Annotated in this window: 23 protein-coding genes; 11 read left to right on the top strand and 12 right to left on the bottom strand. The window is 61.2% G+C overall.

The window, feature by feature from the left end; all coding sequences use genetic code 11:
* Nucleotides 1-16 precede the first annotated feature (16 nt).
* Nucleotides 17-388: a PilZ domain-containing protein gene (locus tag AC0L7I_RS06480; protein WP_473398733.1), complete on the bottom strand. Its 372-nt coding sequence runs from the start codon at nt 386-388 to the stop codon at nt 17-19.
* Between the two features lie 278 nt (nt 389-666).
* Between AC0L7I_RS06480 and AC0L7I_RS06475 the strand changes: the two genes are divergently transcribed.
* Nucleotides 667-876, top strand: coding sequence for a cold-shock protein (locus AC0L7I_RS06475; protein WP_473398732.1), 210 nt, complete (start codon nt 667-669; stop codon nt 874-876).
* 107 nt (nt 877-983) lie between these two features.
* On the opposite strand, the gene AC0L7I_RS06470 is transcribed toward AC0L7I_RS06475, so the two are convergent.
* From AC0L7I_RS06470 to AC0L7I_RS06450, 5 genes are all read right to left on the bottom strand, one after another.
* Entirely contained in the window at nt 984-1,787 is an 804-nt protein-coding gene (locus tag AC0L7I_RS06470; protein WP_473398731.1) for a class I SAM-dependent methyltransferase, read from the bottom strand.
* A 136-nt stretch (nt 1,788-1,923) separates the two neighbouring features.
* A complete protein-coding gene (locus AC0L7I_RS06465) occupies nt 1,924-2,835 on the bottom strand; it encodes a DMT family transporter (RefSeq protein WP_473398730.1) in 912 nt (303 codons plus the stop codon).
* Between the two features lie 183 nt (nt 2,836-3,018).
* Nucleotides 3,019-3,762, bottom strand: a complete 744-nt coding sequence (locus AC0L7I_RS06460; protein ID WP_473398729.1) for an HNH endonuclease — start codon at nt 3,760-3,762, stop codon at nt 3,019-3,021.
* A gap of 2 nt (nt 3,763-3,764) precedes the next feature.
* Nucleotides 3,765-3,971, bottom strand: coding sequence for a hypothetical protein (locus AC0L7I_RS06455; RefSeq protein WP_473398728.1), 207 nt, complete (start codon nt 3,969-3,971; stop codon nt 3,765-3,767).
* 207 nt (nt 3,972-4,178) lie between these two features.
* Complete coding sequence (locus tag AC0L7I_RS06450) at nt 4,179-6,563, bottom strand: EAL domain-containing protein (RefSeq protein WP_473398727.1); 2,385 nt, start codon at nt 6,561-6,563, stop codon at nt 4,179-4,181.
* A gap of 169 nt (nt 6,564-6,732) precedes the next feature.
* Between AC0L7I_RS06450 and uvrB the strand changes: the two genes are divergently transcribed.
* The 5 genes from uvrB (at nt 6,733) to AC0L7I_RS06425 (ending at nt 11,872) form a co-directional block, all read left to right on the top strand.
* Nucleotides 6,733-8,925, top strand: coding sequence for an excinuclease ABC subunit UvrB (uvrB, locus tag AC0L7I_RS06445; RefSeq protein ID WP_473398726.1), 2,193 nt, complete (start codon nt 6,733-6,735; stop codon nt 8,923-8,925).
* A gap of 108 nt (nt 8,926-9,033) precedes the next feature.
* The gene (locus AC0L7I_RS06440) at nt 9,034-10,005 is read left to right on the top strand and encodes a hypothetical protein (protein WP_473398725.1); all 972 of its coding nucleotides are present in this window, start codon (nt 9,034-9,036) and stop codon (nt 10,003-10,005) included.
* A gap of 36 nt (nt 10,006-10,041) precedes the next feature.
* Nucleotides 10,042-10,593: a hypothetical protein gene (locus AC0L7I_RS06435; protein ID WP_473398724.1), complete on the top strand. Its 552-nt coding sequence runs from the start codon at nt 10,042-10,044 to the stop codon at nt 10,591-10,593.
* A gap of 66 nt (nt 10,594-10,659) precedes the next feature.
* Nucleotides 10,660-11,127, top strand: coding sequence for a DUF6998 domain-containing protein (locus tag AC0L7I_RS06430; RefSeq protein ID WP_473398723.1), 468 nt, complete (start codon nt 10,660-10,662; stop codon nt 11,125-11,127).
* A gap of 40 nt (nt 11,128-11,167) precedes the next feature.
* Nucleotides 11,168-11,872: a hypothetical protein gene (locus AC0L7I_RS06425; protein WP_473398722.1), complete on the top strand. Its 705-nt coding sequence runs from the start codon at nt 11,168-11,170 to the stop codon at nt 11,870-11,872.
* 38 nt (nt 11,873-11,910) lie between these two features.
* Here AC0L7I_RS06425 and AC0L7I_RS06420 read toward each other — a convergent pair whose 3' ends face one another.
* Nucleotides 11,911-12,768, bottom strand: a complete 858-nt coding sequence (locus tag AC0L7I_RS06420) for a hypothetical protein (protein ID WP_473398721.1) — start codon at nt 12,766-12,768, stop codon at nt 11,911-11,913.
* A gap of 953 nt (nt 12,769-13,721) precedes the next feature.
* Between AC0L7I_RS06420 and AC0L7I_RS06415 the strand changes: the two genes are divergently transcribed.
* On the top strand, nt 13,722-14,159 hold the full coding sequence (locus AC0L7I_RS06415) for a PaaI family thioesterase (RefSeq protein WP_473398720.1): 438 nt from the start codon (nt 13,722-13,724) through the stop codon (nt 14,157-14,159).
* On the opposite strand, the gene AC0L7I_RS06410 is transcribed toward AC0L7I_RS06415, so the two are convergent.
* Entirely contained in the window at nt 14,149-15,480 is a 1,332-nt protein-coding gene (locus tag AC0L7I_RS06410; protein WP_473398719.1) for a Na+/H+ antiporter NhaC family protein, read from the bottom strand. The two genes, AC0L7I_RS06415 and AC0L7I_RS06410, sit on opposite strands and share 11 nt — an antisense overlap.
* 201 nt (nt 15,481-15,681) lie before the next feature.
* Between AC0L7I_RS06410 and AC0L7I_RS06405 the strand changes: the two genes are divergently transcribed.
* Nucleotides 15,682-16,416, top strand: coding sequence for a GGDEF domain-containing protein (locus AC0L7I_RS06405; protein ID WP_473398718.1), 735 nt, complete (start codon nt 15,682-15,684; stop codon nt 16,414-16,416).
* A gap of 153 nt (nt 16,417-16,569) precedes the next feature.
* The gene (locus AC0L7I_RS06400) at nt 16,570-17,298 is read left to right on the top strand and encodes a GGDEF domain-containing protein (protein WP_473398717.1); all 729 of its coding nucleotides are present in this window, start codon (nt 16,570-16,572) and stop codon (nt 17,296-17,298) included.
* Between the two features lie 164 nt (nt 17,299-17,462).
* Here the strand turns inward: AC0L7I_RS06400 and AC0L7I_RS06395 are convergent, their stop codons facing one another.
* Both AC0L7I_RS06395 and AC0L7I_RS06390 read right to left on the bottom strand, forming a co-directional pair.
* Complete coding sequence (locus tag AC0L7I_RS06395) at nt 17,463-18,059, bottom strand: hypothetical protein (protein WP_473398716.1); 597 nt, start codon at nt 18,057-18,059, stop codon at nt 17,463-17,465.
* A gap of 83 nt (nt 18,060-18,142) precedes the next feature.
* On the bottom strand, nt 18,143-19,018 hold the full coding sequence (locus tag AC0L7I_RS06390) for an ABC transporter permease (RefSeq protein ID WP_473398715.1): 876 nt from the start codon (nt 19,016-19,018) through the stop codon (nt 18,143-18,145).
* A gap of 276 nt (nt 19,019-19,294) precedes the next feature.
* Between AC0L7I_RS06390 and AC0L7I_RS06385 the strand changes: the two genes are divergently transcribed.
* The gene (locus AC0L7I_RS06385) at nt 19,295-19,822 is read left to right on the top strand and encodes a GcrA family cell cycle regulator (RefSeq protein WP_473398714.1); all 528 of its coding nucleotides are present in this window, start codon (nt 19,295-19,297) and stop codon (nt 19,820-19,822) included.
* Between the two features lie 43 nt (nt 19,823-19,865).
* Here the strand turns inward: AC0L7I_RS06385 and AC0L7I_RS06380 are convergent, their stop codons facing one another.
* Together AC0L7I_RS06380 and AC0L7I_RS06375 are read right to left on the bottom strand one after the other, a co-directional pair.
* Nucleotides 19,866-21,290, bottom strand: coding sequence for a mechanosensitive ion channel family protein (locus tag AC0L7I_RS06380; RefSeq protein ID WP_473398713.1), 1,425 nt, complete (start codon nt 21,288-21,290; stop codon nt 19,866-19,868).
* A 9-nt stretch (nt 21,291-21,299) separates the two neighbouring features.
* Complete coding sequence (locus AC0L7I_RS06375) at nt 21,300-22,316, bottom strand: zinc transporter ZntB (protein WP_473398712.1); 1,017 nt, start codon at nt 22,314-22,316, stop codon at nt 21,300-21,302.
* 195 nt (nt 22,317-22,511) lie between these two features.
* On the opposite strand from AC0L7I_RS06375, the gene AC0L7I_RS06370 reads away from it, so the two are divergent.
* Entirely contained in the window at nt 22,512-22,904 is a 393-nt protein-coding gene (locus AC0L7I_RS06370) for a hypothetical protein (protein ID WP_473398711.1), read from the top strand.
* Nucleotides 22,905-22,934: the final 30 nt, after the last annotated feature.

The following is a 22,934-nucleotide window of genomic DNA, read 5'->3' as shown; positions in this document are numbered from 1 at the left end:
TTTCTGAGGCGTCGCCTCAGTGCGGGGAAGGCTCCGCCGCCACCAGCCGGTCGAAGTCGGCCTCGTCCAGCCGCTGCGTGAATCGCACGCCGACAAGATCGTTTTTCTGCCAGCGCTTCTCGCAGACGAGGCGGAGCGAAACAGAGCCGCCGCGCCCATGGACGAAGAGGTAGAACTCGCCGGGCAGGTCCGGCAGGATTGCGCCCTCGCCAAAGGACAGTTTCGCGCCGGCCTGGGACATGTCGACAATGGACACGTCGCGGGAGGCGCTGAGATCAGGCCACACCATGCGCCCCGGCCGATACGACCGGACGCGCAGCTCGCTGCGCCGGAGTTCCATCTGGACCCGGGTCAGACCGGCCTGCAATTTGGACGCAAATCTGTTCATGCGCGTATCTATGCGCTCACCCGGTAAACGGATTGCAAATGGAAAGCACGCATTTCAACACAGGGCCCGGCCGCGCGCCCGCCATGCGAACATCGATTGAGCTTGCACTGGAACTGTGCAATAAAGCGCTCATCGACTTCGAAATTGTGTCGGATAACTCGCAACTAAGGCCGTGCTCTAGCGCCGCTGCAAGACCGACTTCTCCCCCGCAAGACCCGAGATTGATCACGTGCGCGCAACTCCGCATGCCCGTGAATTTTTAAGACCAGGTAAGATCTATGTCTACAGGAACTGTTAAGTGGTTCAACAGCCAAAAAGGCTTTGGCTTCATTCAACCCGACGCCGGCGGCGCTGATGTGTTCGTTCACATCTCCGCAGTCGAGCGCGCTGGCATGGCCACGCTCAACGATGGCCAAAAGGTCAACTACGAGCTGGAAAAAGATGCCCGCAGCGGCAAGATGTCTGCTGGCCAGCTGTCAGCGGCCTAAAGCCTTTTAAGGCCCCGCGTACGCCGCGAGAGCCACACATTCCCGAAAGCCCCCGCACCTCACCCGTGCGGGGGTTTTTTCTTGGTCAGCAGGCAGCCTGCCATCCGTCAGGCGCGGTAGAATCGCCAGGCGCGGCGCAGGTCGAAATCGCCCAGGTTGCCGTCGTCCTTGTGCTCCCAGTCATAGATGAAATGTCCGGAATTCAGGTCGGGCGTGAACATGCGCTCCACCTCGAAACCCGCCTCGCTGGCCAGCCGCTCGACATAGAAAGGTGACGGCCGGCACGCCGCACCGTGGATCGATTCCTCGATCACGTCCTTGCGGCCTTCGAAATACACGATCTTCTGCGGATCGAGCGAGTCGCACACGACGGTCTCCATCACGATCTCGTCGGTCATGCCGAAACAGATGGCGAGATGCTCATCGACATTGCCCAGATGGTAGAGCAGGCCGAGGTGCAGGATCAGGTCGAACTGCCCGTAATGGGAAAAATCCTGCTCCAGGTCGAATTGTTCGATCCGCAGGTTCGGTACTTTGCGGTGCTTCAGCAGCGCCATGTCGATCGTCTCCTGGCGCCCTTCCAGGCACGTCACATCCGCGCCGAGTTCGGCAAAGAAGGCGCCGATCTCGCAAAGGCCTGCCCCCAGTTCCAGAACTCTCTTGCCCTTGAACCAGTCGAGCCCGTACAGGCGGATCAGTGTGTCGATCCGCTTCGTGCGCCATTCCGGATAGCTGGTGTCGAACAGGGCGTCCTTGCGGAAATGGGCGTGCAGCGCGACGTGCCGGTCGATCGGCGACAGGTGGGAGACCATCTCGATTTGCTGCAGGCGCGCGAAATCACGTTTGGATTCGTCCATGCGCCACGGCAGGCTGCGGATGTCCTTCATCGCCCGAACGATTTTTTTCAACATGTCTGTCTTCCCCCTGGGCGCGGCTGGAATAGCGCCGCACAATTGAATGCCCTTCCCCGCTTGTTACACCAGAATACCAGCAAATGCTGCGCCAAAACGGCCTCTTGCCCGGTTTTGTCCCACGCCGGCCCGTTCCCTATTCCGGCAGGTCGCTCACCGGCTGGCCGGTCTGGCGCCGCGTCTCGAAATGATTTTCGAAGGCAATCGCCAGGCACGCCCCGATGATCAGCACCGCCCCGGCCCACACGCGCCAGCCCGGCATCTCGGCAAAGAACACGATCCCGAACAGCGCGCTCCAGATCAGCGCGGTATATTCCAGCGGCGCCAGCAATTGCGCCTTTGCCCGCGCATAGGCCAGCGTCATCAGGAACCAGACCGAATAGCCGAGCACGCCCAGCAGGCCGAACACCGGCAGGTCGCCCATATCCACCGGCCCCGCCACGCCGAACAAAACCGGCGCCATGCACAGCGCCGGCACGGCATTGGTGAACAGGGCAATCGTCGTTGCGTCTTCGCGCACCGCGCGCAGGCGCAGCAACACCAGGATCACCGCATAGATCGTCGCCGAGGCAAAGCACGCCGCCAGCCCCAGCCAGCGCCCGTCTCCGACAGTCCCCTCTCCGCCGCCGCTGATCGCAAAGGCGGCCCCGGCAAACCCGACCAGCGTGATCAGGAAGGCCCGCGCCGACACGAATTCCCCGAGCACGATCCGCGCCACGAAGGGCACCATCAATGCGGCGGTGAACCCGATAATCGTCGCCTCGGCCAGCGCCAGCCGCGTCAGCGCAAAGAAGAACAGCACCGCGCCGACCAGCTGCAACGCCCCGCGCATCGTATGGAACCAGATCGCCTCGCGCGATGGCACCGGACGGCGCTGCCACAGGAACACCGCCAGCGCCAGCAGGCCGCCGAACAGGAACCGCCACGCCACCAGGTGCATCAGGCCCGCCGTCGGCGCCGCCCCCTTCACGATCGCATCAATCCCCGACCCCATGCCCACAGCCAGCACGGCGATCAGGAGAGGATGAGAGAGAAGACGGTCGAACATCCGCGATGGCTAGGCGGGAGTTGCGGCAGTGTCCAGTGTCTACGGGGCTTCTCGCGCTCAGGAATTGCTTAGCAACTACTGCTCGCTGCCTTGATCTTCACGAGAGCGCTGGCAAACGACCTTAAACGCTTGGCGCCAGTTGACGCGCAAGCGTCGAGTGAATGTGTTTTTACTGCAAGCAATCTATGCCGCTTTGAAAACGGTATCGCGATGGTATTCTAGATACGCCGAAAGCGGCCGAAACTTTCCAGGTGCGCTAGCTTTCTTGCCTTCAAATAGTGCGCGTAGATTACTCGGCAGCATCAGCATCGGCGAGCAAACCACTGATAGATCGTTATTCAACGTAATAAATCCCGCATCGAATGCGCGGTCGTGCAGTGAATTCAAGCAAATACCGTTTCGGGGATCTAGGCGCAGTTTCTCGTTCACTCGCCACGGAACAATGTGGCTCGCGATCAGAAGCTCAGGCTGGCTCACTCCGGTGATGGCGCACCGTGACTCATACGCAGACAGCACCATAGTGCGAAAGGCAGCTTGATTCTTGCGGACTTTCACCGTCCGCAAAACTTCCTTGCCCTCCCGAAATTCGGTTGGTTCGGAATCGTCTTCTTCTGGCAGTTCCCAAGCCCCTTCGGCTTGTCTGATAGATCGAGCCATCTGAAGAAAAGATTCTGGGTCGGCAAAGAATTCATCCCACGTTTCGCGATCTGCCTTGGTGGCGCCTTCCAGGCCTTTGCGGTCCAATGCGTCATCCAGAGATGCATAGTTTCCTAGTTTCATCGCAATGGAACTGGGTGTTCGCTCCAGATGCGAAGCGAGCTCGACGACGTCCGGATTCGTTTTGTGCATCCTGCCAAACGGAATGCGTGAATAAAGCTCGAGCGCGAGTACTTGGTCACGACGTGTCCAAAGTTTGCGCTCAGCCACGGCTACCACCGGAAACTCTTGAAGCCTCCTGCGTCACATTCTTCAAGGTCATACTTCTCCCCAATCCGTTCAACCCAGCTAGCCGAATCCTCTCCCGTATTCCAATCTCTTTGCATCTCTTCAAGAGAGAAACCTCCCATGACGTGATCGATCCCGAACCGCGCAAGGAATTTGCGGTCGACCTCAACGAGCCATTTCTCAAAACTCATCCGAGCCACCCTCAGCAACGACAAATGAAGGACAACTTACACTACACTCATACACAAACAAACCAAGAACAACTTAGGCTGTTCTCTGCCTCGCGCCACATTCGCGAGCCTAGTCTAGCGCTTTTCGATCCAGCCCCAGACCCCTCTTCGACGCCCCATCCGCACTCACGCTGCACGGGGCCGTCCTGAAAGGCCTCTTTGAGGCAACTAAACCGCCATGCGGTTTTCGCCCGGCAGTGCGCGCGGCACGTTGAGTTGCCGCCTGAGTTCGGTTTCACGCAGCGACTCCGAGAAATAATGGCCCTGCGCCTCCGGGCAGCCCGCCGCCCGCAGCAGCTCTGCCTGGCGCTCGGTTTCCACGCCTTCGGCCAGCACCGAAAAACCCAGTTGCCCGGCCAGCTGGATGATGCCCTGGATGATCTTCATGCTGCCCCGGTCGCGCGCCATGTCGCGGATGATCGAATTGTCGATCTTCAGCCGCGACAGTGGCAGCAGCCGAAGCTGGGCCAGCGAGGACTGGGCCGTGCCGAAATCGTCGATGGACAGCTGCACGCCCATGTATTTCAGCGCCTGCAGGGTCTCGATCGCCACAGCGGACCGTTCGAGCGTGGGACTATTGGTGATCTCCAGTTCCAGCCGGGTCGGCGCCAGCCCCGTATCGGCCAGGATGGATTCCACTAGGCCGGAAAAGGCCGGGTCCATGATCTGGGCCGTGGCCACGTTCACCGAGACGCGTGCGAGCCTGCCCGACGCTGCGGCCGGCCAGTCTGTCGCCGCCCTGCAGGCCTTGATCAGGACCTGCTTGCCCAGCTCGTTGATCAGCCCGGAAGATTCGGCGATGTGAACGAACTGGCGCGGAGGAATGACGCCGAAATCAGGGTCCTCCCATCGCGCGAGCGCTTCATACCCCGTCGGCTCGGACGTTTCGAGATCGACAATCGGCTGGAACGCCAGGCTCAGGCCATCCTCGGCGAGCGCGTTGCGAAGCCGCAATTCGAGTTGTTTCTGGTGTTCGGAATCGGTTTCCGTCTTCAGGTCGTAGAAGCAGTAACCGCCCTGTCCGGCCTCCTTGGCCCGGGAGAGGGCAACGTCCACGCACGTGAGCAGGCTGTTGACGGTCCGGGCATCGCGCGGCGCTACCGCAAGACCGATCGACGCGCGGATCCGCAGTGTCAGGGGCCCGGCCGTGTAGGGCTCGGCGAGCATTTCATTGAGTTCTCTCGCGAGCGCCTCGAGCGCGGCGTCGCTGATCGTGCCCTTGCAGACAACGATGAACTCGTCGCCGCCAATGCGCGCGGCCCAGCCCCTTGCCCCGAGGGTCCTCGTGATCCTGCCGGCCACCTGCTTCAGCAACATGTCCCCGGCATCATGGCCATAGGTGTCGTTGATACTCTTGAACCCGTCGAGGTCAATCGACAGGACACAGAGGGATTTTCCGGACGCAAGGCAGATGGCCATCTGCTTGGTCATGCGGTGGTTGAAGGCATGGCGGTGGACCAGCCCCGTCAGGGCGTCCCTTTCCGCCAGGCTGCGGATTTTTTCCTGTTCGGCAACCCGCTCTGTCACGTCCATGCCGACGCCCCTGTATCCGGTAATCGCACCGTCCGGCCCGATGCTTGGCATGGCCGACAGTTCCAGCTTGTAGTGGCGTCCCTTATGGTCGGTGAAGTCGGCCAGGATGCCCTCGTAGGGGCGGGCGGCCCGCAGCGCACGGTGCATGGCCTCGTCATGGCTCGGGCTGAAGCCGAGAATATCCGCATAATGGCTGCCGACAAAGGCGTCCGGCTCGAAACTGAGGCTCGGCGCCAGGCGCCCGCCGACATAGATGAACAGGCCGTCGAGATCGGCTTCCCAGAAAAGGTCAGCCGCAATTTCGGAGAAGTCCGTAATCCGGCTGATCGCCGCATCCTTCGTGGCGTTGGCGTCCTCAAGCTCACGGATCGCCTCGCGGGTCCGGCGGTGCGACGGCCAGAAAATGAACAGGGCCTCGAATATGAGCAGCGCAACGGCAGCCGCCAGCGAAGCGGTCTCGAACGTCTTCAACTGCTTGGAATTGCGCTCGGCTGCGGCCTCATGGGCACTCACAGCCGCTTCTAGATCGTCCATCAGCGAGCCCGATGCGAGCGCGGTCATCCGCTGCAGCGCTTCGTCCGTGTCGTCCGGCTCGCCATGGGCAACGATAAGCGCGTCGCGCTCATAGGCCGTACAGAGACTGTCGAGGCTCTTGCCGTCCACTTGCGAGAAATAGGCGTTGGACAGGTCGTGCACCCTGCGGGCCTCGTCCCGGAGCGTCTCATGAGCCGTGGTAAAATTGGCCGTCGCCTCGACGAGCGCGTCCCGTGTTGCGTCCGACGGGTTATCCGCCTGCTGAGAGGCCAGGTAGAGGATACGCTGGCTCAGCATGCGCTGGCGGCCGCTCTGATTGATCATCGACGCATCTTCATTCGACGCGTTCAGTGCCAATACCGATGCCGTGTGCGACAGGGCGAGGAACACGCCGATCAGGCTCAGCGCCACGAGATAGCGCCGCCAGATGCGCTGTGGGTTGATTGCCCCGGCTTCGGGGATGTTTGAAGTTTGCTCATCCGACATGCCGGAATCCCTCATCAATACAATGCCCCACGAAACCCTATTTTGAGTGGAATAGTTAATTCCCGTTTAGGCTGACTGACATTTCTGCAGCGGTTGCAACCGCCCTCCCACAGCGCACAAACCAAGAACACCCTAGACACTCCCCTCGCCCGCCTCCATATCTGGGCGCATGGCCCGCTCCTCCTCCAAATCCTCCGCCAAAGGCGTCTCCGAAGCCCCGTCCGTGTTCACCCTGGACGGGCCAGCACGCGGCGCGATGGAGACGCTCGCCCCGTCGATCTGGACGCCGCACAGGCCCGACCGCGCCTGGGACAAGCTCGAAGGCGGCATCCCCTTCCGCGTGCAGGCCGACTATGAGCCCGCCGGCGACCAGAAGACCGCCATCCCCGAACTCGTCGAGGGCATCCAGTCCGGCGAGCGCGACCAGGTCCTGCTCGGCGCCACCGGCACCGGCAAGACCTTCACCATGGCCAAGATCATCGAGGCGACCCAGCGCCCGGCCCTCATCCTCGCCCCCAACAAGACGCTCGCCGCCCAGCTCTATGGCGAGTTCAAGTCCTTCTTCCCGGACAATGCGGTCGAGTATTTCGTTTCCTACTACGACTATTACCAGCCGGAGGCCTACGTGCCCCGCGCCGACCTCTATATCGAGAAGGAATCCTCCATCAACGAGGCCATCGACCGGATGCGCCACTCGGCCACCCGCGCCGTGCTCGAGCGCGACGACGTCATCATCGTCGCCTCGGTCTCCTGCATCTACGGCATCGGCTCGGTGGAAACGTACACGAGCATGACGTTCAAGCTCGCCCCCGGCGACCGCATCGGCCCGCGCGCCGTCGCCGAACGCCTCGTCGCCAACCAGTACACGCGCAACGACATCGCCTTCACGCGCGGCACGTTCCGCATCAAGGGCGACGTCGTCGACATCTTCCCCGCCCACTACGAGGACCGCGCCTGGAAGCTCTCCTTCTTCGGCGACGAGCTGGAGACGATCACCGAGTTCGATCCCCTCACCGGCGCGAAGATCCAGTCCCTGCCCGCGATCAAGATCTACGCCAACAGCCACTATGTCACGCCCCGCCCGACGCTCCAGCAGGCCGCCGAGAAGATCAAGGCCGAGCTGAAACAGACCATCGCCCATTTCGAACAGCACGGGAAACTGCTCGAGGCCCAGCGCATCCAGCAGCGCTGCCAGTATGACATCGAAATGCTGCAGGCCACCGGCAGCTGCAACGGCATCGAGAACTATTCCCGCTACCTCACCGGCCGCAAGCCCGGCGAGCCGCCGCCCACCATGTTCGAATACCTGCCCGACAATGCCCTCGTCTTCTGCGACGAGAGCCACCAGACCGTCCCGCAGATCGGCGCCATGTACAAGGGCGACTTCTCCCGCAAGTCGACCCTGGCCGAATACGGCTTCCGCCTGCCCTCCTGCCTCGACAACCGCCCGCTCAAGTTCGCCGAATGGGACGCCATGCGCCCGCAGACCATCCATGTCTCCGCCACGCCCGGCAGCTGGGAGCTCGAGCGCACCGGCGGCGTGTTCACCGAACAGGTCATCCGCCCCACCGGCCTGGTCGACCCGCCGGTCGAGGTCCGCCCCGTCTCGAAAGACGGCGCCAACCAGGTCGACGATGTCATGGCCGAGGTGAAGGCCGTCGCGGCGCGCGGCTTCCGCTCGCTGATCACGACGCTGACCAAGAAAATGTCGGAAGACCTCACCGAATTCCTCCACGAGAACGGCGTGCGCGTGCGCTACATGCACTCCGACATCGACACGATCGAGCGTATCGAGATCATCCGCGACCTCCGCCTCGGCGTGTTCGACGTCCTCGTCGGCATCAACCTCCTGCGCGAAGGCCTCGACATTCCCGAATGCGCCTTTGTCGGCATCCTCGATGCCGACAAGGAAGGCTTCCTGCGCTCCGAGACCAGCCTCGTGCAGACCATCGGCCGCGCCGCGCGCAATTCCGAGGCCCGCGTCGTCCTCTATGCCGACCGCATCACCGGCTCGATGGAGCGCGCCATGGAGGAAACCTCCCGCCGCCGCGCCAAGCAGGAGGCGCACAACCTGGAACACGGCATCACGCCAACCACGATCATCCGCGGCGTGCAGGACATCCTTGGCGAGCTCGGCGAAAAGCCCGGCACCAAGTCCCGCGCCCGCCGCGACCGCGACAAGGGCCTCGCCGAAGAAAAATCCTTGCCACTTGCCGGGGAACCCGGCCACAATCTCAAATCAGTGATTGCGGATACAGAAAAGCGGATGCGCGAAGCCGCCGCCAACCTGGAATTCGAACAGGCCGCCACGCTCAGGGACGAGCTGAAGCGGTTGAGAGAAGCCGACCTCGGCCTGAATTAATCCAGTGGATCAATTCAGAGGTCGGCTGATTTGGGGTTGGGCTTTTGACGCATCGAAATTTGGCTATCATTGTCAATCGAAGCGCCGCGGAAAATCAGGAGAATTGGGTTGAAAAACAACGAACGTGATATCGCATTTTACGAAATGGTATTTCGACCGTCGGCTCCCACAGCAACACCCATCCACGATACGAATGACCTTTTTACCGTCATTTCCGACGCGGTGAATTCCGAGTTCGGACGCAAAAAGATCAAACTGTCAGGCGTGGAACACACGATAGAACTGTTGGAATTCAATCCAACTTACAGCGGAAACTTCGCGGTCGGCTATATCGGCATATCTGACAGCACTGTGCCTGTTCCAGCGCGCCGTCACAGAAATACGAAAGCGATCAAATTCGCTCCGAAGGGCAGTGATGAGGACGACGAATTCGGCTGTCACTTCTTCATTAGTCGTACTCCACATCCCAACGGCAAGTACACATTTTACCTTGAGCGAATGACCAAACTCGGAGCAAGCAACGTTCAGGCTCTTTTCCGGCATATATTCAGTTCCCAGCATGAGAGCGTGAAGGAAAAGGGCGGTATTGGACTGTTCGCCGGCCCCCATAAGAAAGGAAAAAACAAGGACGTCGGTTACGGCATCATCGTTGATCTCGTGGGAATTCCATCTGACAAAGCCGCAACAATTGTCAATCAGCGCCTGATCACGGGCATCACTTTGGTGAGCGAAGACACGAAGGCTCCTTTCGGGGGAAAAAAATATCTCCGTGCGCGAAAGCAAGACCTCAGAGTGCAGCTGGATTTGCAGGCCGCCTCAAACGTAGTCGATCTATTTGACGACCTGAAAGGGGCATTCAAGTCAGAAGCATCAAAGTGGAAGACGGCGCGTCTTCAGTTCGACTCTCCAACCGAGGGGAAAGGCTCCATTTCTCTCGATACGGCGACCGGAAGCATCTTAGAAGACCGCTTTATAAAAAAGGTGACAATTACGGCGATTTCGCCTCAACTGCCCACAAGCTCGGGTCAAATCGCTGCACATTTTGCCTCTAAAGTGTTGTCCAATCCGCAGATAAAGTGAATAGAACAAAAACAGAACATGTGGTAGACTGTTATCATGCTTCCATGGCTCACGTACCCGCGTATAAATCACTTCACAGTTAAGCTGTATTCCCTCGTTGTGCCCGCAATTCTCACATTGATTGCCGCGATTTGGTACTTCCAAGCGGACAGCAAACCATCGCTTCTGGGCAACTTGAGCCTTTCGAGTTTTGTGTTCTCTGTATTCTCTCTTTTACCAGGGTTTTTGATTGCTGCTCTTTCTGCGGCAGCGACATTCGGCAATCCCCACGTCGATGAGGATATTGGCGACGAGAACACAAAAATGCCGATCAAAATTGATGGCAAAGTGGAGTGGGACACCCCGTCTAAACGTCAGATTGCCATTTATCTTTTCTACTTTTTGCTTATCAACAGCATTGCGGTCGTTCTACTATCGGGCGCAGGTACTTTTTTGTTTCAAAGCCCAATCGGTAGCTCAGTCGGAAATACGTACGGCATCGGCCATGGCATTTATTTTGTTTTGTTGTTCTTTCTTTCTTCGGTCACTTTGTCTTCGTTGGTTCACGGACTCACATTTTTTGTCGAGCGCCTAACAAGCTTGGACTAGCAAGCATATGCCGAATTGAGCCGAGTTAAACCCGCCAACCTTTCGGTTCATACGAGGCCCCCCAACATGTCCAAGCGAATACCGCTTCCACCCGCCATTAGACAATTGGTCGAGGCGAGGAACGCGCTCCGGGCGCATTACAATTCTATCGATTTGAAATTCACCCTCGATGGCAACCTTGTTGGCGACCTCGGCGAAGCGCTTGCGGCCGAGATTTTCGGCCTCACACTGGTTGGCAGATCGTCCGAAGGCATTGATGGTATCGCACCGGATGGACGCACCGTTCAAGTGAAGGCCAGCGGCACAAAAAGAGGCCCTGTGTTTCGCCAAGTGGCCACGAAGGCGGATCACCTGTTATTCTTCCACTTCGACTATGACGACTGTTCCGCTGAACTGGTTTTCAATGGACCCGAGAACACCATTCTCGCCTTCATGCCTAAAGTTTGGAACGGGCAACGCATGGCCTCGATCACAAAAGTTCGTTCGGCTGACAAGGCGGTCCAAGACAGCCAACGCCTCGAACCAAAGAGATGAGCTCTTAATTGGGGCAGGTTAGGCCGGAGCCAAACGTTTCATGGCAGGATTCAATCACTACCCTTGGTGCAATTGCGGCTGGTGCGTCCATTCCCGCGGCCGATACACATCGCCGGCAGACGCCCTTCGGACCTACAAGCATGAAGCCTCCCTGAGGATACTCCAGACCAGCGGCGCAGAGCGAAGCTGGGCCGCTTGTTTTGTTGATCCAAATGCGACTTGCCCCGAGTGCGGCGCGCAAGTCTTCTACTATCAAAACGCCCTTGGAAGTCGTGTATTCTTTGATGAGCTTGGTTACCCATGGCCGAAACACCCATGCACGAACCCTTCTGAAAAACAGCTCGACAACGGTTGGGTCAAATCAGTCAATATCAAACCAAGAAAAGCGGGCGAGTCGGCAAAAATACTTGATGCCTTGCGAACCGTCGGTCTCGATTGGGTCAGCCAATATGTTGACCAATACAAACGACGACCTGTTCCGCTATATGTCGTTCAAGAGATCGTGCTTTTCAAAAGCGACAATCTTATGAAACTCCGGTTGTGCGCCAGCCTATCGGAACCCACTGGCGAGGATTCTATTCGGTACATCAAATACACATCCCAAAAACTTCGAGCCGAAAGCGGTGATATCGTGGCGTTTGATGGCAAGATTGTCAGTGTACTGAACCGCGAAAACTTCAGGTCTCGGGATTTTGTAGCCACGCGCATGTTGGAAGCAGATTTTTTGAAAGCCCAACAACTATAGAGTACGGATAGTGGTTCCCCCTACCCCGCTGCACCCCTCTACCCCGCCTCCACCTCACGCCGCTCCCACACGGCCCGCGCGCGTTCCATGAGTTCGCGCTCCTCTTCCGGTGAGAGCTTCGGCTTGTCGTCCCAATAGCCGATGCGCGTCGCGGGGCGCCGCTCGGCTGCAGGCGCGCGCCCGCCCGGCGGGTCCAGCCACCAGGCCTTGCGATAGAAGGCGTCCGCACGGTGGGCGGCCAAAGGCGGCTGGCCCTGCGGGCGATAGCGCGCATACAGGTCGCGGCGCAGGGCATGGAAGGCCTCGCCCTGCCCGGCCTCTTCCAGTTCCCACACATAGTCCCGGATCTCGTCGAACGCCGCGAAGACATGGTCGCCCGCCATCCAGGCCATGCGCGTATGGGCGTCCCAGCCGTCATATTCCGGCGGGTCGGCATAATCGGCGTCCGTCCACACGCGTTCGCGCCCCTGCACCGGCGCGGCAAAATTCATCAGGCTCAGCAGGCGCCGCGCCTTGCGCATGTCGGCCTCGGCTTCCGGGATGTGGCCGGCCTCCAGCAGCGCGCCGACGCGGGCGCGGGCCATGTCCACTTCGCGCTCCACCGGCGAGGCGCCCGCGTCCAGCCCCGCCTCGCGCACCGTGTCTTCCGCCGCCCGGCGCACCCGCTCGGCCTCCATCTCCGCTGCGGCCGCCGCCTCGGCCCTGGCCTTCAGGTCTGTCTTGCGGAAGCCGTCGGCCAGCGCCCAGTCCGACAGCGTGGTTGGCGGGATGTTCAGACGCGCGGCAATCGCGGCCAGGGGTTCGCCCGCCTCCGCCGCCTCCCGCGCCAGCTGCCTCAGGGCGGAAAGCGTACGGGCAGTGCGGCGGTAACGGCGGGGGCGGGCTGTCTCTGTCATGGCCCGGACTATACGCCCACCGGCCCTGCGGTCGGAGAGAGGGCGCGCTCTCCCACACCCTTCCCCCCCTCCGCGTCCCCGGCGAAAGCCGGGGCCTCAGGCCATCTAGTCCGGTCCCTGCCGCAAGAGACCCCGGCCTGCGCCGGGGAAACGGACCCGTCTGTCCCCCGCTCCGTGCACATACCACCGCCTCCGGGCCCTCTCCGTGCACAATCCGGGCTTTTTCCGGGCACCTGTTCGTGGTTCGTATGCGTGTGCAGCGCAACAATTTCACCACCGTCGCAAATCTGTGGAATTCCTCCCCCTGAGAGCGAAAAAATCATGGACAGGGACTCGACTCAGGCGAGTTTTGGTGAGATCGTTTCGGTAAGCCAACGACCTCGGCGCGGGAGCACAATCCGCGACAGAACGATGGCCCAGCACATCGCACCCGGAGACCCCGGGCCAATAGCCAGGCCGTGAGAGCGGCGGACGTGAAGGGCAAGGGTAAGGCGACGGGACAAAGCCAAGCGATGTCCATCTTTGGGGGAGCTAGACCCCTGGATTTGGTGCCCTATGCCGCGACCGGGGCGCGATCCGAAACGCGGCCACTAAAGGCAAATCCCTCGGGATGGCCGGCAGTGAGACCAGAACTTTGCCCCTGGGTAATGACTGGTCGAGGTGATGGTTCGGGCGCTCTTCGGAGCGACCAGCCGGAGCCAGGGCGACGTACGGAACCGCTCAAACGGAACCGACCGAGCCCCGTGTCAGTTGATGACCGACGACGAGTGCTAGCACATAGTCTCGGTAGTCTGATTCGATGACGCAGGAAAGGCGCGTGCCCTAGGGACCGCGCCTTTTTTGCTGTCTGGAACAGGCCCGCCGGAACCGGCCGCCCCTCCCCCCGCGTCACGGCTTGCGGCGCGGCCTTCCGGCACTAAGTTCCTTTTAAGAACGTTATTAGGAGCCCGCCCATGGATTACCTCGTCCCCGAAGACCAGCTCTCCCCTGCCGCCTTCACCGCGCGCGGCAACGGCAAGCTGCCGGGCCATCTCGGCATCATCGTCACCACGCTGGAGCGCCACCTCGTCGAGGGCCATTTCGAGATTGCCGCCACGCACCATGCGCCCAATGGCTTCCTCCATGCCGGCGGCCTCGTCACCCTCGCCGACACGCTCTGCGGCTATGGCACCATGGCCAACCTGCCCGCAGGCGCGACAGGTTTCACCACGATCGAACTGAAATCGAACTTCTTTTCCACCGCCCTCGAAGGCCGCGTCCAGGCCCGCGCCACGCCGGTCCATACCGGCGGCACGACGCAGGTCTGGGATTGCGAAATCACGCACACGGCCACCGGCAAGCGCATGGCCCTGTTCCGCTGCTCGCAGCTGGTGCTGCGCCCTAAAGGCTGACCCAGGCGCCTGCCGCCAGGTACATCGCCACCGCCAGCCCGCCCGCGGCCAGCGCATAGGGCAGCTGCGTGCGCACATGCTCGATATGGTCACAGCCCGCCGCCAGCGAGGCGATGATCGTCGTGTCGGAGATCGGCGAGCAATGGTCGCCGAACACGCCGCCGCCCAGCACCGCCGCCAGCGCCAGCGAGGGCGGAATGCCCAGCGCCATGGCCAGCGGCATCGCGATCGGGATCATGATGCCATAGGTGCCCCAGCTCGTGCCGGTCATGAAGGCCGTCACCCCCGCCACCACGAACACAACGGCCGGCACGATGATCGGCGACACGAAAGCCGCCGCCACGCCGGCCATGTAGGCGCCCGTGCCCAGCTCGCGCAGGCTGTCGCCCAGCGCGATCGACAGGAACAGGATCGCCACGACCGGCACCATTTCGGCAATCCCGGCAAAGCCGCGCGCCTGCAGCCCGCCCGCCGGGAAGGCCTTGCCGATGGCCAGCACCACGCCCGCCACCAGCATCGCCAGGCACACCGCCCACAGGATCGACTGGCTGCCATTGCCGGCCAGGATATTGCCGCCGCCGGTCCACGCCATGAAGCCGAGCGCGCTGCCGATCATGGTCAGCAGCGGCAGCCACATATAGACCGACCGCGTCGGCGCCACCGGCTCCTCATCTTCCGCCAGCACGTCCCGGTCCAGGCCCGCCGTCTTCATCGGTCCGAACACGCGGCCCGTGAACACCGTCAGGTACACCCCCGCCAGCGTCAGCAGCGCATAGAAATTCCACGGGATCGTCCCGGCCACGACGCCGATCGGGCTCTCGAATCCATACGGCTCGACCAGGCCCAGCGCATACGCGCCCCAGCCGTTCAGCAGGATCAGCGCGCTGACCGGCGCCGAGGTGGAATCGATGATATAGGCGAGGCGTTCGCGCGACAGGCCGTGCGCGTCGAACAGGCGCTGGCCCAGCACGCCGCTGCTCAACAGGCTTACATTGGTCTCCACGAAGATCGCCGTGCCCGCCAGCGCCGGCGCCAGCGCCGCCCGCCGCGGCGTCGAAACAAGCCCGCGCTTCATCAGGCCGCTCACCACGGCCTCCACGCCGCCGCTGTCGCGCATCCACGCGATCAGCGCCCCGATCAGCAGGCAGAAAAGCAGGACACGCGCATTGCCCTCGCTCGCGAAAACCGCCGCCGCCCGGTCAATGCTGCCCAACGCCCCCATGCCCGGATGGAACCCCGAAATCAGCGTCTCCGAAGCCAGCAGCGCCAACCCCAATGCCGCATACACATTGCGCGTCAGCATGGCGACGATGATCGCCATGACCGGCGGCAGGACAGTCAGGATTTCCAGGGCTCAGCCTCCCAAATCAGCAAGCCGCCAGACTAGGCCAATTCGGCGCCAAAAGCCCAGCGCAACCTGCCATTCAGCGTGAAAGTGTCGAAATTATTCGATCCGGCGCAAGGTCTTGTAAGTGCTTGTGTCTTATAGTGAACCAAATCAACCGGCACCGGGGACGCCACGATGAACGAAATAGAACGTCGATTCTGGTTCGAACAGATCCGCGCCACCCTGATCATCCTGGTCATGGCCGTCAGCATGTCCCTGCTGATCACGTGGTTCAGCACCGCGCATCTCGACGTGTCGGCGCGCAAGCACATGATCGTGCTATCCTTCGTAATCCCATTGCTCGTCACGCCCCTCGGGATGGGCTACATGATCCGCCAGAACGTGCGCTACCTGAACTTCCATCGCCCGGTTCAGCACCATGCCAATAGCGACGACCTGACAGGCCTCGCCAACCGGCGCAGATTCACGGTTCAGGCTTCCGCGCGCCTCGCCGCCGCCGCTGCCACGCAGCAAACGCTCGGACTCATCGTGGTCGACATCGACTGGTTCAAGCGCGTCAATGACAATCATGGCCACGAAGCGGGCGACGAAACGCTCTGCCACATCGCCCAGACGCTGCTGCATGCGGCGCCGCATGGCGCCCTTGTTGCGCGCCTTGGCGGCGAGGAATTTACTGTCATGTGCGATGTCGATAGCGAACTGGATCTCAGCCGCATCGCAGAAGCCCTGCGCAAGGCAACGGAAGCGGCGGGCTTCTACTATCGCGGCGAGAAAATCCACGTCACGATCAGCCTCGGCCTGACGCTCGCCCAGCCGGGCGACACCCTCTCCACGCTGCTCTCCCGCGCCGACCACGCCCTCTACGACGCCAAGCGCCACGGTCGGAACCGGTTCATGCTGGCCGCCTAGCTGAAAAATAGCAGTTCCGTCGGCCTGCAAGTCCCCCGCAAGCGGGGCTGTATCGCAGAAGTACATCAAATTTTACCGTTTCGGAGCAAGTTTAGGTAAGCCGGCACGAGTTATTCTATGTGCCCCTAAATAATATATCTGAATTGCGTCCCAATGAACGACCCGAAAAGCAAATTTTGGCGCCAGCAGATCCGCATGGCCATGACGGTGACCAGCCTCGCGATCATCGTCTCCATGGGCCTCGATTGGCTTTCAGATACCGACTTGAAATCCGCCGAGGTTCGCCAATCGCTTGTGATGTCGTTCATCATCCCGTTGATCGTCGCCCCGCCGGCGCTCGCCTACGTGATCCGGCAAAATCTGCGCCATCTCAACCTCCACCTCCAGGTCCAGCACTTCGCAAATAGCGACGATCTCACCGGCCTCGCCAACCGGCGCTGTTTCACCCGCCATGTAACCGAGCGCCTCGCTGGCGCCGGGCAAGGAGTGACCGGTCTCATCCTGGTCGACATCGATTGGTTCAAGCGCGTCAATGACACGTACGGACATGAAGCAGGCGACGAGGTGCTCTGCCATATCGCCCGGACGCTGGAGCATGCCGTACCAGACGATGCCATCGTGGCGCGCCTTGGCGGTGAAGAATTCACGATCCTGTGCGACGTTGCCAGCGCGGACGAACTCAGCCGTATCGCCGAGGCCGTGCGCCGGGCCACCGAAGCGACCCGCCTGCTCTATCGCGGCAAGGCGATTCACGTCACGATCAGCCTCGGTCTCACGCTGGCCCGGCCCGGCGACACGCTCTCCACCCTGCTCTCGCGCGCCGACCGCGCCCTCTACGATGCCAAGAACCACGGCCGCAACCAGGTCGCGCTGGCTGCCTAGGGGCAGCCTTTGTCGCCGGCCCTGCCGCAACGACTCCCGTCGCGCCTGAATGCGAGTTCAACGCACTGCAATCGCGCCCAAGAAAAAGCCGCCTGCATGTTTGTGCAGGCGGCTTCCTTCCCAACCTCCCGGAGAATCCCCCCCGGTTGTGGTAGAAGTCTTTTCTAGAAGCTCAGGGGCGAGTCTTCCGGTGTCTCTGGCTCGGCCTCAGGCTCCGGCATGTTTTCGATGAGCGTCGCGTCTTCAGGCTGTGGCGCGGCCGAAGCCGTGTTGCAGCAGCGGACCTGCATTTCCAGGACGCGCTCGTTGAAGCGGCACTTCTCGTCATTGATTTCACGCAGGAAAGACAGGCGCCCGGCGCGCGTCGTGTAGCGCGTCTGGGTACAGCTGGTCAGCTTGTAGCCCGGACGGCATGTGCCGGTGTCGGTTTTCTGAATGGTGCGGGTCTCGCAAACCACTTCGTCACTCTTGGCGAGTGCGGCATCGGCGCGCTGCATCGCTTCGTCGGCCGTTGCCTGTGCGCGGGCGGCCGCATCAGAAGCACTGTCGGCCACGCCGCGCGCTTCCGACAGGCGCATGTCGGTATCTGACAGCGCGGTCGTCTGCCCGTCGATTTCGACCTTCAGCCGGCAGACGTTTTCCTGCGCCTTGTCAGGATTGGCGCAATAGTCGGCGACGCTCATTTCCTGCGGTATCAGATTCTGGCAGCCAGCCAGCGCGAGGGCCAGCACAGCGCCGGCCGTTAGTCTTAAAACACCCATGTCCATCTCCCGTGTGTCCCGGTTCTCCGGGCATTAACCCCTTCCGGGGCCGGGGGGTCAACGCCGCTCGCGTCTTACGGGAATCAGGCTTTGAGCTTGTAACCGGTCTTGAACATCCACCAGACGGCGCCGGTAGACAGCACAGACAGCACGCCGGTCACCATCACCCCGGTCATCACGGAAGAGTTTGCAACGCCGATGAAACCATAGCGGAACCCGTCAATCATGTAGAAAAACGGATCCAGGTGCGCCAATGTCAGGAACGGCTCCTTCATCACCTTGATGTCGTAAAACGTGCCTGACAGGAAGGTCAGAGGCACGATCACGAAGTTCGTCACGGCGGACAGGTGATCGAACTTGTCGGCCCATATGCCGCCCATGGCGCCCAGCGCACCCAGGATGATCGCCGCCGTCAGGCTGAACCAGACAATCGGCCAGACATGCACCACCGTCAGGTCGGCCAGGCCGCTCAGCTGGATACCAATCCCCGAGATCACGGCCACGATCACGCCGCGGGTAATCGCCCCGCCCAGGAAGCCGGCCGTCAGCTCCAGCGGCGACAGTGGCGGCATCAGGAAATCGACATGGGTCGAGTTGAACTTGGCTTGCACCAGGCTCGAACTCGTATTCTGGAAGGCGTTCTGGAGGATCGCCATGATGATCAGGCCGGGCGCGAGGAAGTCATTATAGTTCAGTCCGTCAAAGTCGCCTGTCAGGCGCCCCCGGTCGCCAAAGGCCAGCTTGAACACGGTCATGAACAGCAATGTCGTCACGACCGGCGCGAACACGGTCTGCATCCACACTTTCAGGAACCGGCCGATTTCGCGTTTATACAGTGTCCACAAGCCCAGCCCGTTCACCGCGCCATACTGGCGGATAACCCTGAAACCAGATTCTGAACTGGAAGAAACGGTGGAATTCGGGCTGGCGGGTTTGGCGTCTGAGCTGATGTCTGTCATGCAGGTTATCTAATGTGCCACGCGCGGATGAGCGAGAGGCAATTCGCGACTTTTTTGCCTTTGCCCGGATTTTGGGCCCGCATGCAAAAAGTGCGACTCACAAGACACAAGATATGGAAAGCCTGTGGAAAGCCATGTCTGCATGTTGTGTTTCGTTTCGGTCCTGATACGATATCTAGGTGCTGAGAGCGATGGCGCGTAACTGCTATCACAACATGTAGAGGCTGACGGGACCGTGTATGGGCCCCTGAACCTGGAGCTGGGAGACCTAAATCCATGTCATGGACTGATGAACGGGTAGATGTGCTCAAGAAACTTTGGGCGGAAGGCCATTCGGCCTCGCAGATCGCCAAGCAATTGGGCGGTGTGACCCGCAACGCCGTGATCGGCAAGGTGCATCGCCTTGGCCTGTCCGGGCGCGCGACGCCGTCGCGCCCCGTCAAGCGCCCGCCACGCCTGGCCCGGCCAAAGCCGCGCGTGATGCCGGACGGTTCGGTCACGATGCCGACGCCGGCCGTCACCACGCCGATCGAGCAGTCCAGGCCTGTCGAGCGCACGGCGATGATCGCGCCCCTGCCACCGCTGAAACTGGCCGATGGTGGCGCTGCAACCATCCTCACCTTGCGCGATTCCATGTGCAAATGGCCAATCGGTGATCCGGCCGATCCGAAGTTCGCCTTCTGCGGTCGCAAGTCCGACTGCGGCCCCTATTGCAGCGAGCATGCGAAAGTGGCGTTCCAGCCCGCCCGCAAGCGCGACACCAAGAAGAACCAGTACGACTATGTGCGTCGCATCGCTGGCTGATTGCAGCCGGTAACCCCAGCGACGAACAGGAAAGCCCCCGGAGTTATTCTTCGGGGGCTTTTTCCATATCGGCCGCCACGCCTGCGGCCTGTGATGGCGTATCACCTGCCGCGGCAGTTTCGATGCGAACCCGAAGCGCATCCGAGGATTTGACGTGCAGGTCCTGTTGCGGGAACGGGATTTCGATACCGTGCCGCTCGAGGGCGGAATGGATCGCCCAATTATAGTCCGCAACGACCTTGGACGGCTTCTTCACCGCCTCCTCCGTCAGCCAGACGACAAGCTCGAAGTCGAGACTGGACTCCCCGAACCCCACCAGCCAGACCTGCGGCATGCGCGGGCCCATATTCTCCAGCGTCCACTTGACCTCGGCAGCGGCTTCCATGCCGGCCTGGCGCACCAGCTCCTTGTCCGTGCCATAGGCCACGCCGAACTTGATATGCGTGCGCCGGCGCGCCTCGCGCAGGGTCCAGTTGATCACCTGCGCCTTGATGAATTCCTCGTTCGGCACAAGGATATCGACATTGTCATTGGTGGTGATCACCGTGGACCGGATGTTGATTTCATTGACCAGTCCGGTCACGCCCGATTGCAGCTCGATAAAGTCGCCCACTTTCACTGATTTCTCGATCAGGATGATCACGCCCGAGATAAAATTCGAGAAGATCGACTGCAGGCCGAAGCCGATGCCGACGCCGAGGGCACCGGTAAAGATCGTCAGCGCGCCCAGGTTCACGCCAACCGTCTGCAGCGCGATGGCAATGGCAGCCACCATCAGCAGGATATTGGCCACTTGCCCGAGCAGCCCGGCCATCGACGGATTGAGCCGTTTGGTCGACCTGAGCCGCGTCTGGGTCGCGGCACCAGCGATACGCCCCAGCCAGAGCGCCAGGATCGCAATCGCCACACTGCTCAATATGGTCCAGACAGACGGCGAATGCTTGCCCACCGGGATGTGGAAATCGTTCAGCGCCGTCACGGTCGGCTCGAGCCAGCGCAGGATGTAAAGCGCGGCGATGGTCCATGAACTGAGCGCAATTGCCCGGGACAGGAAGCTCTTGCGCATGTTCGATGTGAGCAGGCGGATAATGATCCATGCATTCAGCAAGCTGGCCACGATGCGCAGGCCGTCATTCGGCAATTTCGCCATATGGAAACCAGCCACCGCGGCCCAGATGAAGACGACGCTGATCAATGGCCACATGACATTGGCCAGCGAAATGTAGACCCGCGTGAGCGCGTCCGTCCGGCCACGCTCCTGGGCAGCGGCAATCAGGCGCTTGTAGGGAATGCGCGAGAGCAGCCAGCCGACAATGCCGGCGGCGATGACCACGCCAGCCTGCCACAGCGTTGCAATCGACCACGCCTGCTCGAGAATCCCTTCGAACCAGACCTGCAAACTGTCGAAGATCGTCCCGACCTGTTGGGCCACCGCCTCGGTGTCGATTTCGATATCGTCAGGATTCATGGTTCGCCCTCAAAGCCACTTCATCAGCTTGAATAACATGAACTCGATCCCGACGATCACCGCAAGGATCACAACGGTTATCCAGAATGCGCCACTGGAATTCACACCCGGCATGCCGCCGACATTGATTCCCAGAAGCCCGGTCACAAACCCCAGTGGCAGGAATATCGCCGCGATGATCGAGAATACGAACATTGTGCGGTTCATCTCGGTCGCGGCGCGATTGTTCAGGTCGTCCTGTAACACGAGTGCGCTTTCCTTCGACACGTCGAGGTCCTCCAGGTATCGGCTGAGCCGGTCAATCGTCTCGCGGATCGTGTTCCGGTGGGCGTTCGACATCCATTCAGGCGGGTCACGCTGCAATTGCAACAATGCCTCATATTGCGGCGAAAGGTACCGCTTGAACGCGAGGCAGGTGCGCCGGATTCCACCGATCTCGCCCAGCAGGTCCTCGGGCCGCGCATCTGCCGCATCGGCCTCCAGCTCGTCGATTCGCTCGTTCATGTCGGCAATCGCGCTGTTTATCTTGCCAACCAGTTCCTTGGTCAGCGAAATCACCAGGTCACCGGCGGTTCCAGGCCCGGTTCCCGTCTCCTGCAACCGGGCGAGCACGTCGCGCGGCGTCAACAACCGGCGTCGGCGCAACGTCACCACGCGCGTCTTTTCTGCCCATACCTGCATCGCAATCATATCTTCCGGTTCATCACCCGGATTGAAATTGATTCCGCGCAGGACGGCCACCAGCCCGTCGCCCTCGCGGAATACGCGCGGCCGTGTCTCATTCGAGATCAAAACGTCGATCGTGGCTTCCGAGACTGGCAGCGCTTTACGCATCCAGTCGGCAGCGCCGTCCGCCGTGCGGTCCAGGTGCAGCCACAGGACTTCCCCGTCATGTGCCGGTTGCCATGTCTGAACTGAATCCCATGTGATCGTGCGGCACCCGCCCTTCCCGTCGAGCACGCATCCGAAAACAAGCAAAGGGTGTGGCTCCGGTTGCGCCGTGCCTGTGGGAATTTCAACAGTCATGCGCCACCCTATCCTGTTTGCCGTTGCGACCGAACCCTAACGCATGGACGCACGCGAACGCAGCGGGAATTTGCGGCAAGACCGGCGAACTTGCCGACGCCGCAGGCCACGTCTAGGTTTCAGGCATAATCGAATCTGACGCTGTCGCATTCCGTGACGCCAGCGACTTCAACGCCGCGACCACAGGATACGCACATGACGCTCCAGCCCGCTCTCTGCCTCGCACTCGGCCTGATCGGCCTGACTGCCTGTTCCTCGCCGCAATCGTCTGAAGCCCCTGCTCCCGCGACCACCCAAACAGCGCTTCAGGGGACTTGGCGCTCGGTCGACGACGCCAAGAGCATGATGACCATCCGCGATACGACCGTCACGGAAAGCTATCTCGGCGAAGAGCCGAGCGTTTCCACGCTCACCGTCGTGACCAACTGCAACGACCAGGTGCCTGATCCGGCCGGCCAGTCGTTCACTTTCGAAGACGAGGCGGTCGGCGTGCGCTGCTTCACCCTGCTCGACGCGACCGGCGACTTCATTTCCTACAGTTACGCCGCGCGTGGCAACACGCTCGCCTTCAATCGCGTCCCGGACTGAGCCCGCCCTTGCCCGGGGCGTCGATCCGGG

Source organism: Hyphomonas sp. J20-32, assembly GCF_055808555.1.
This window is presented reverse-complemented; position numbering and strand designations above follow the sequence as displayed.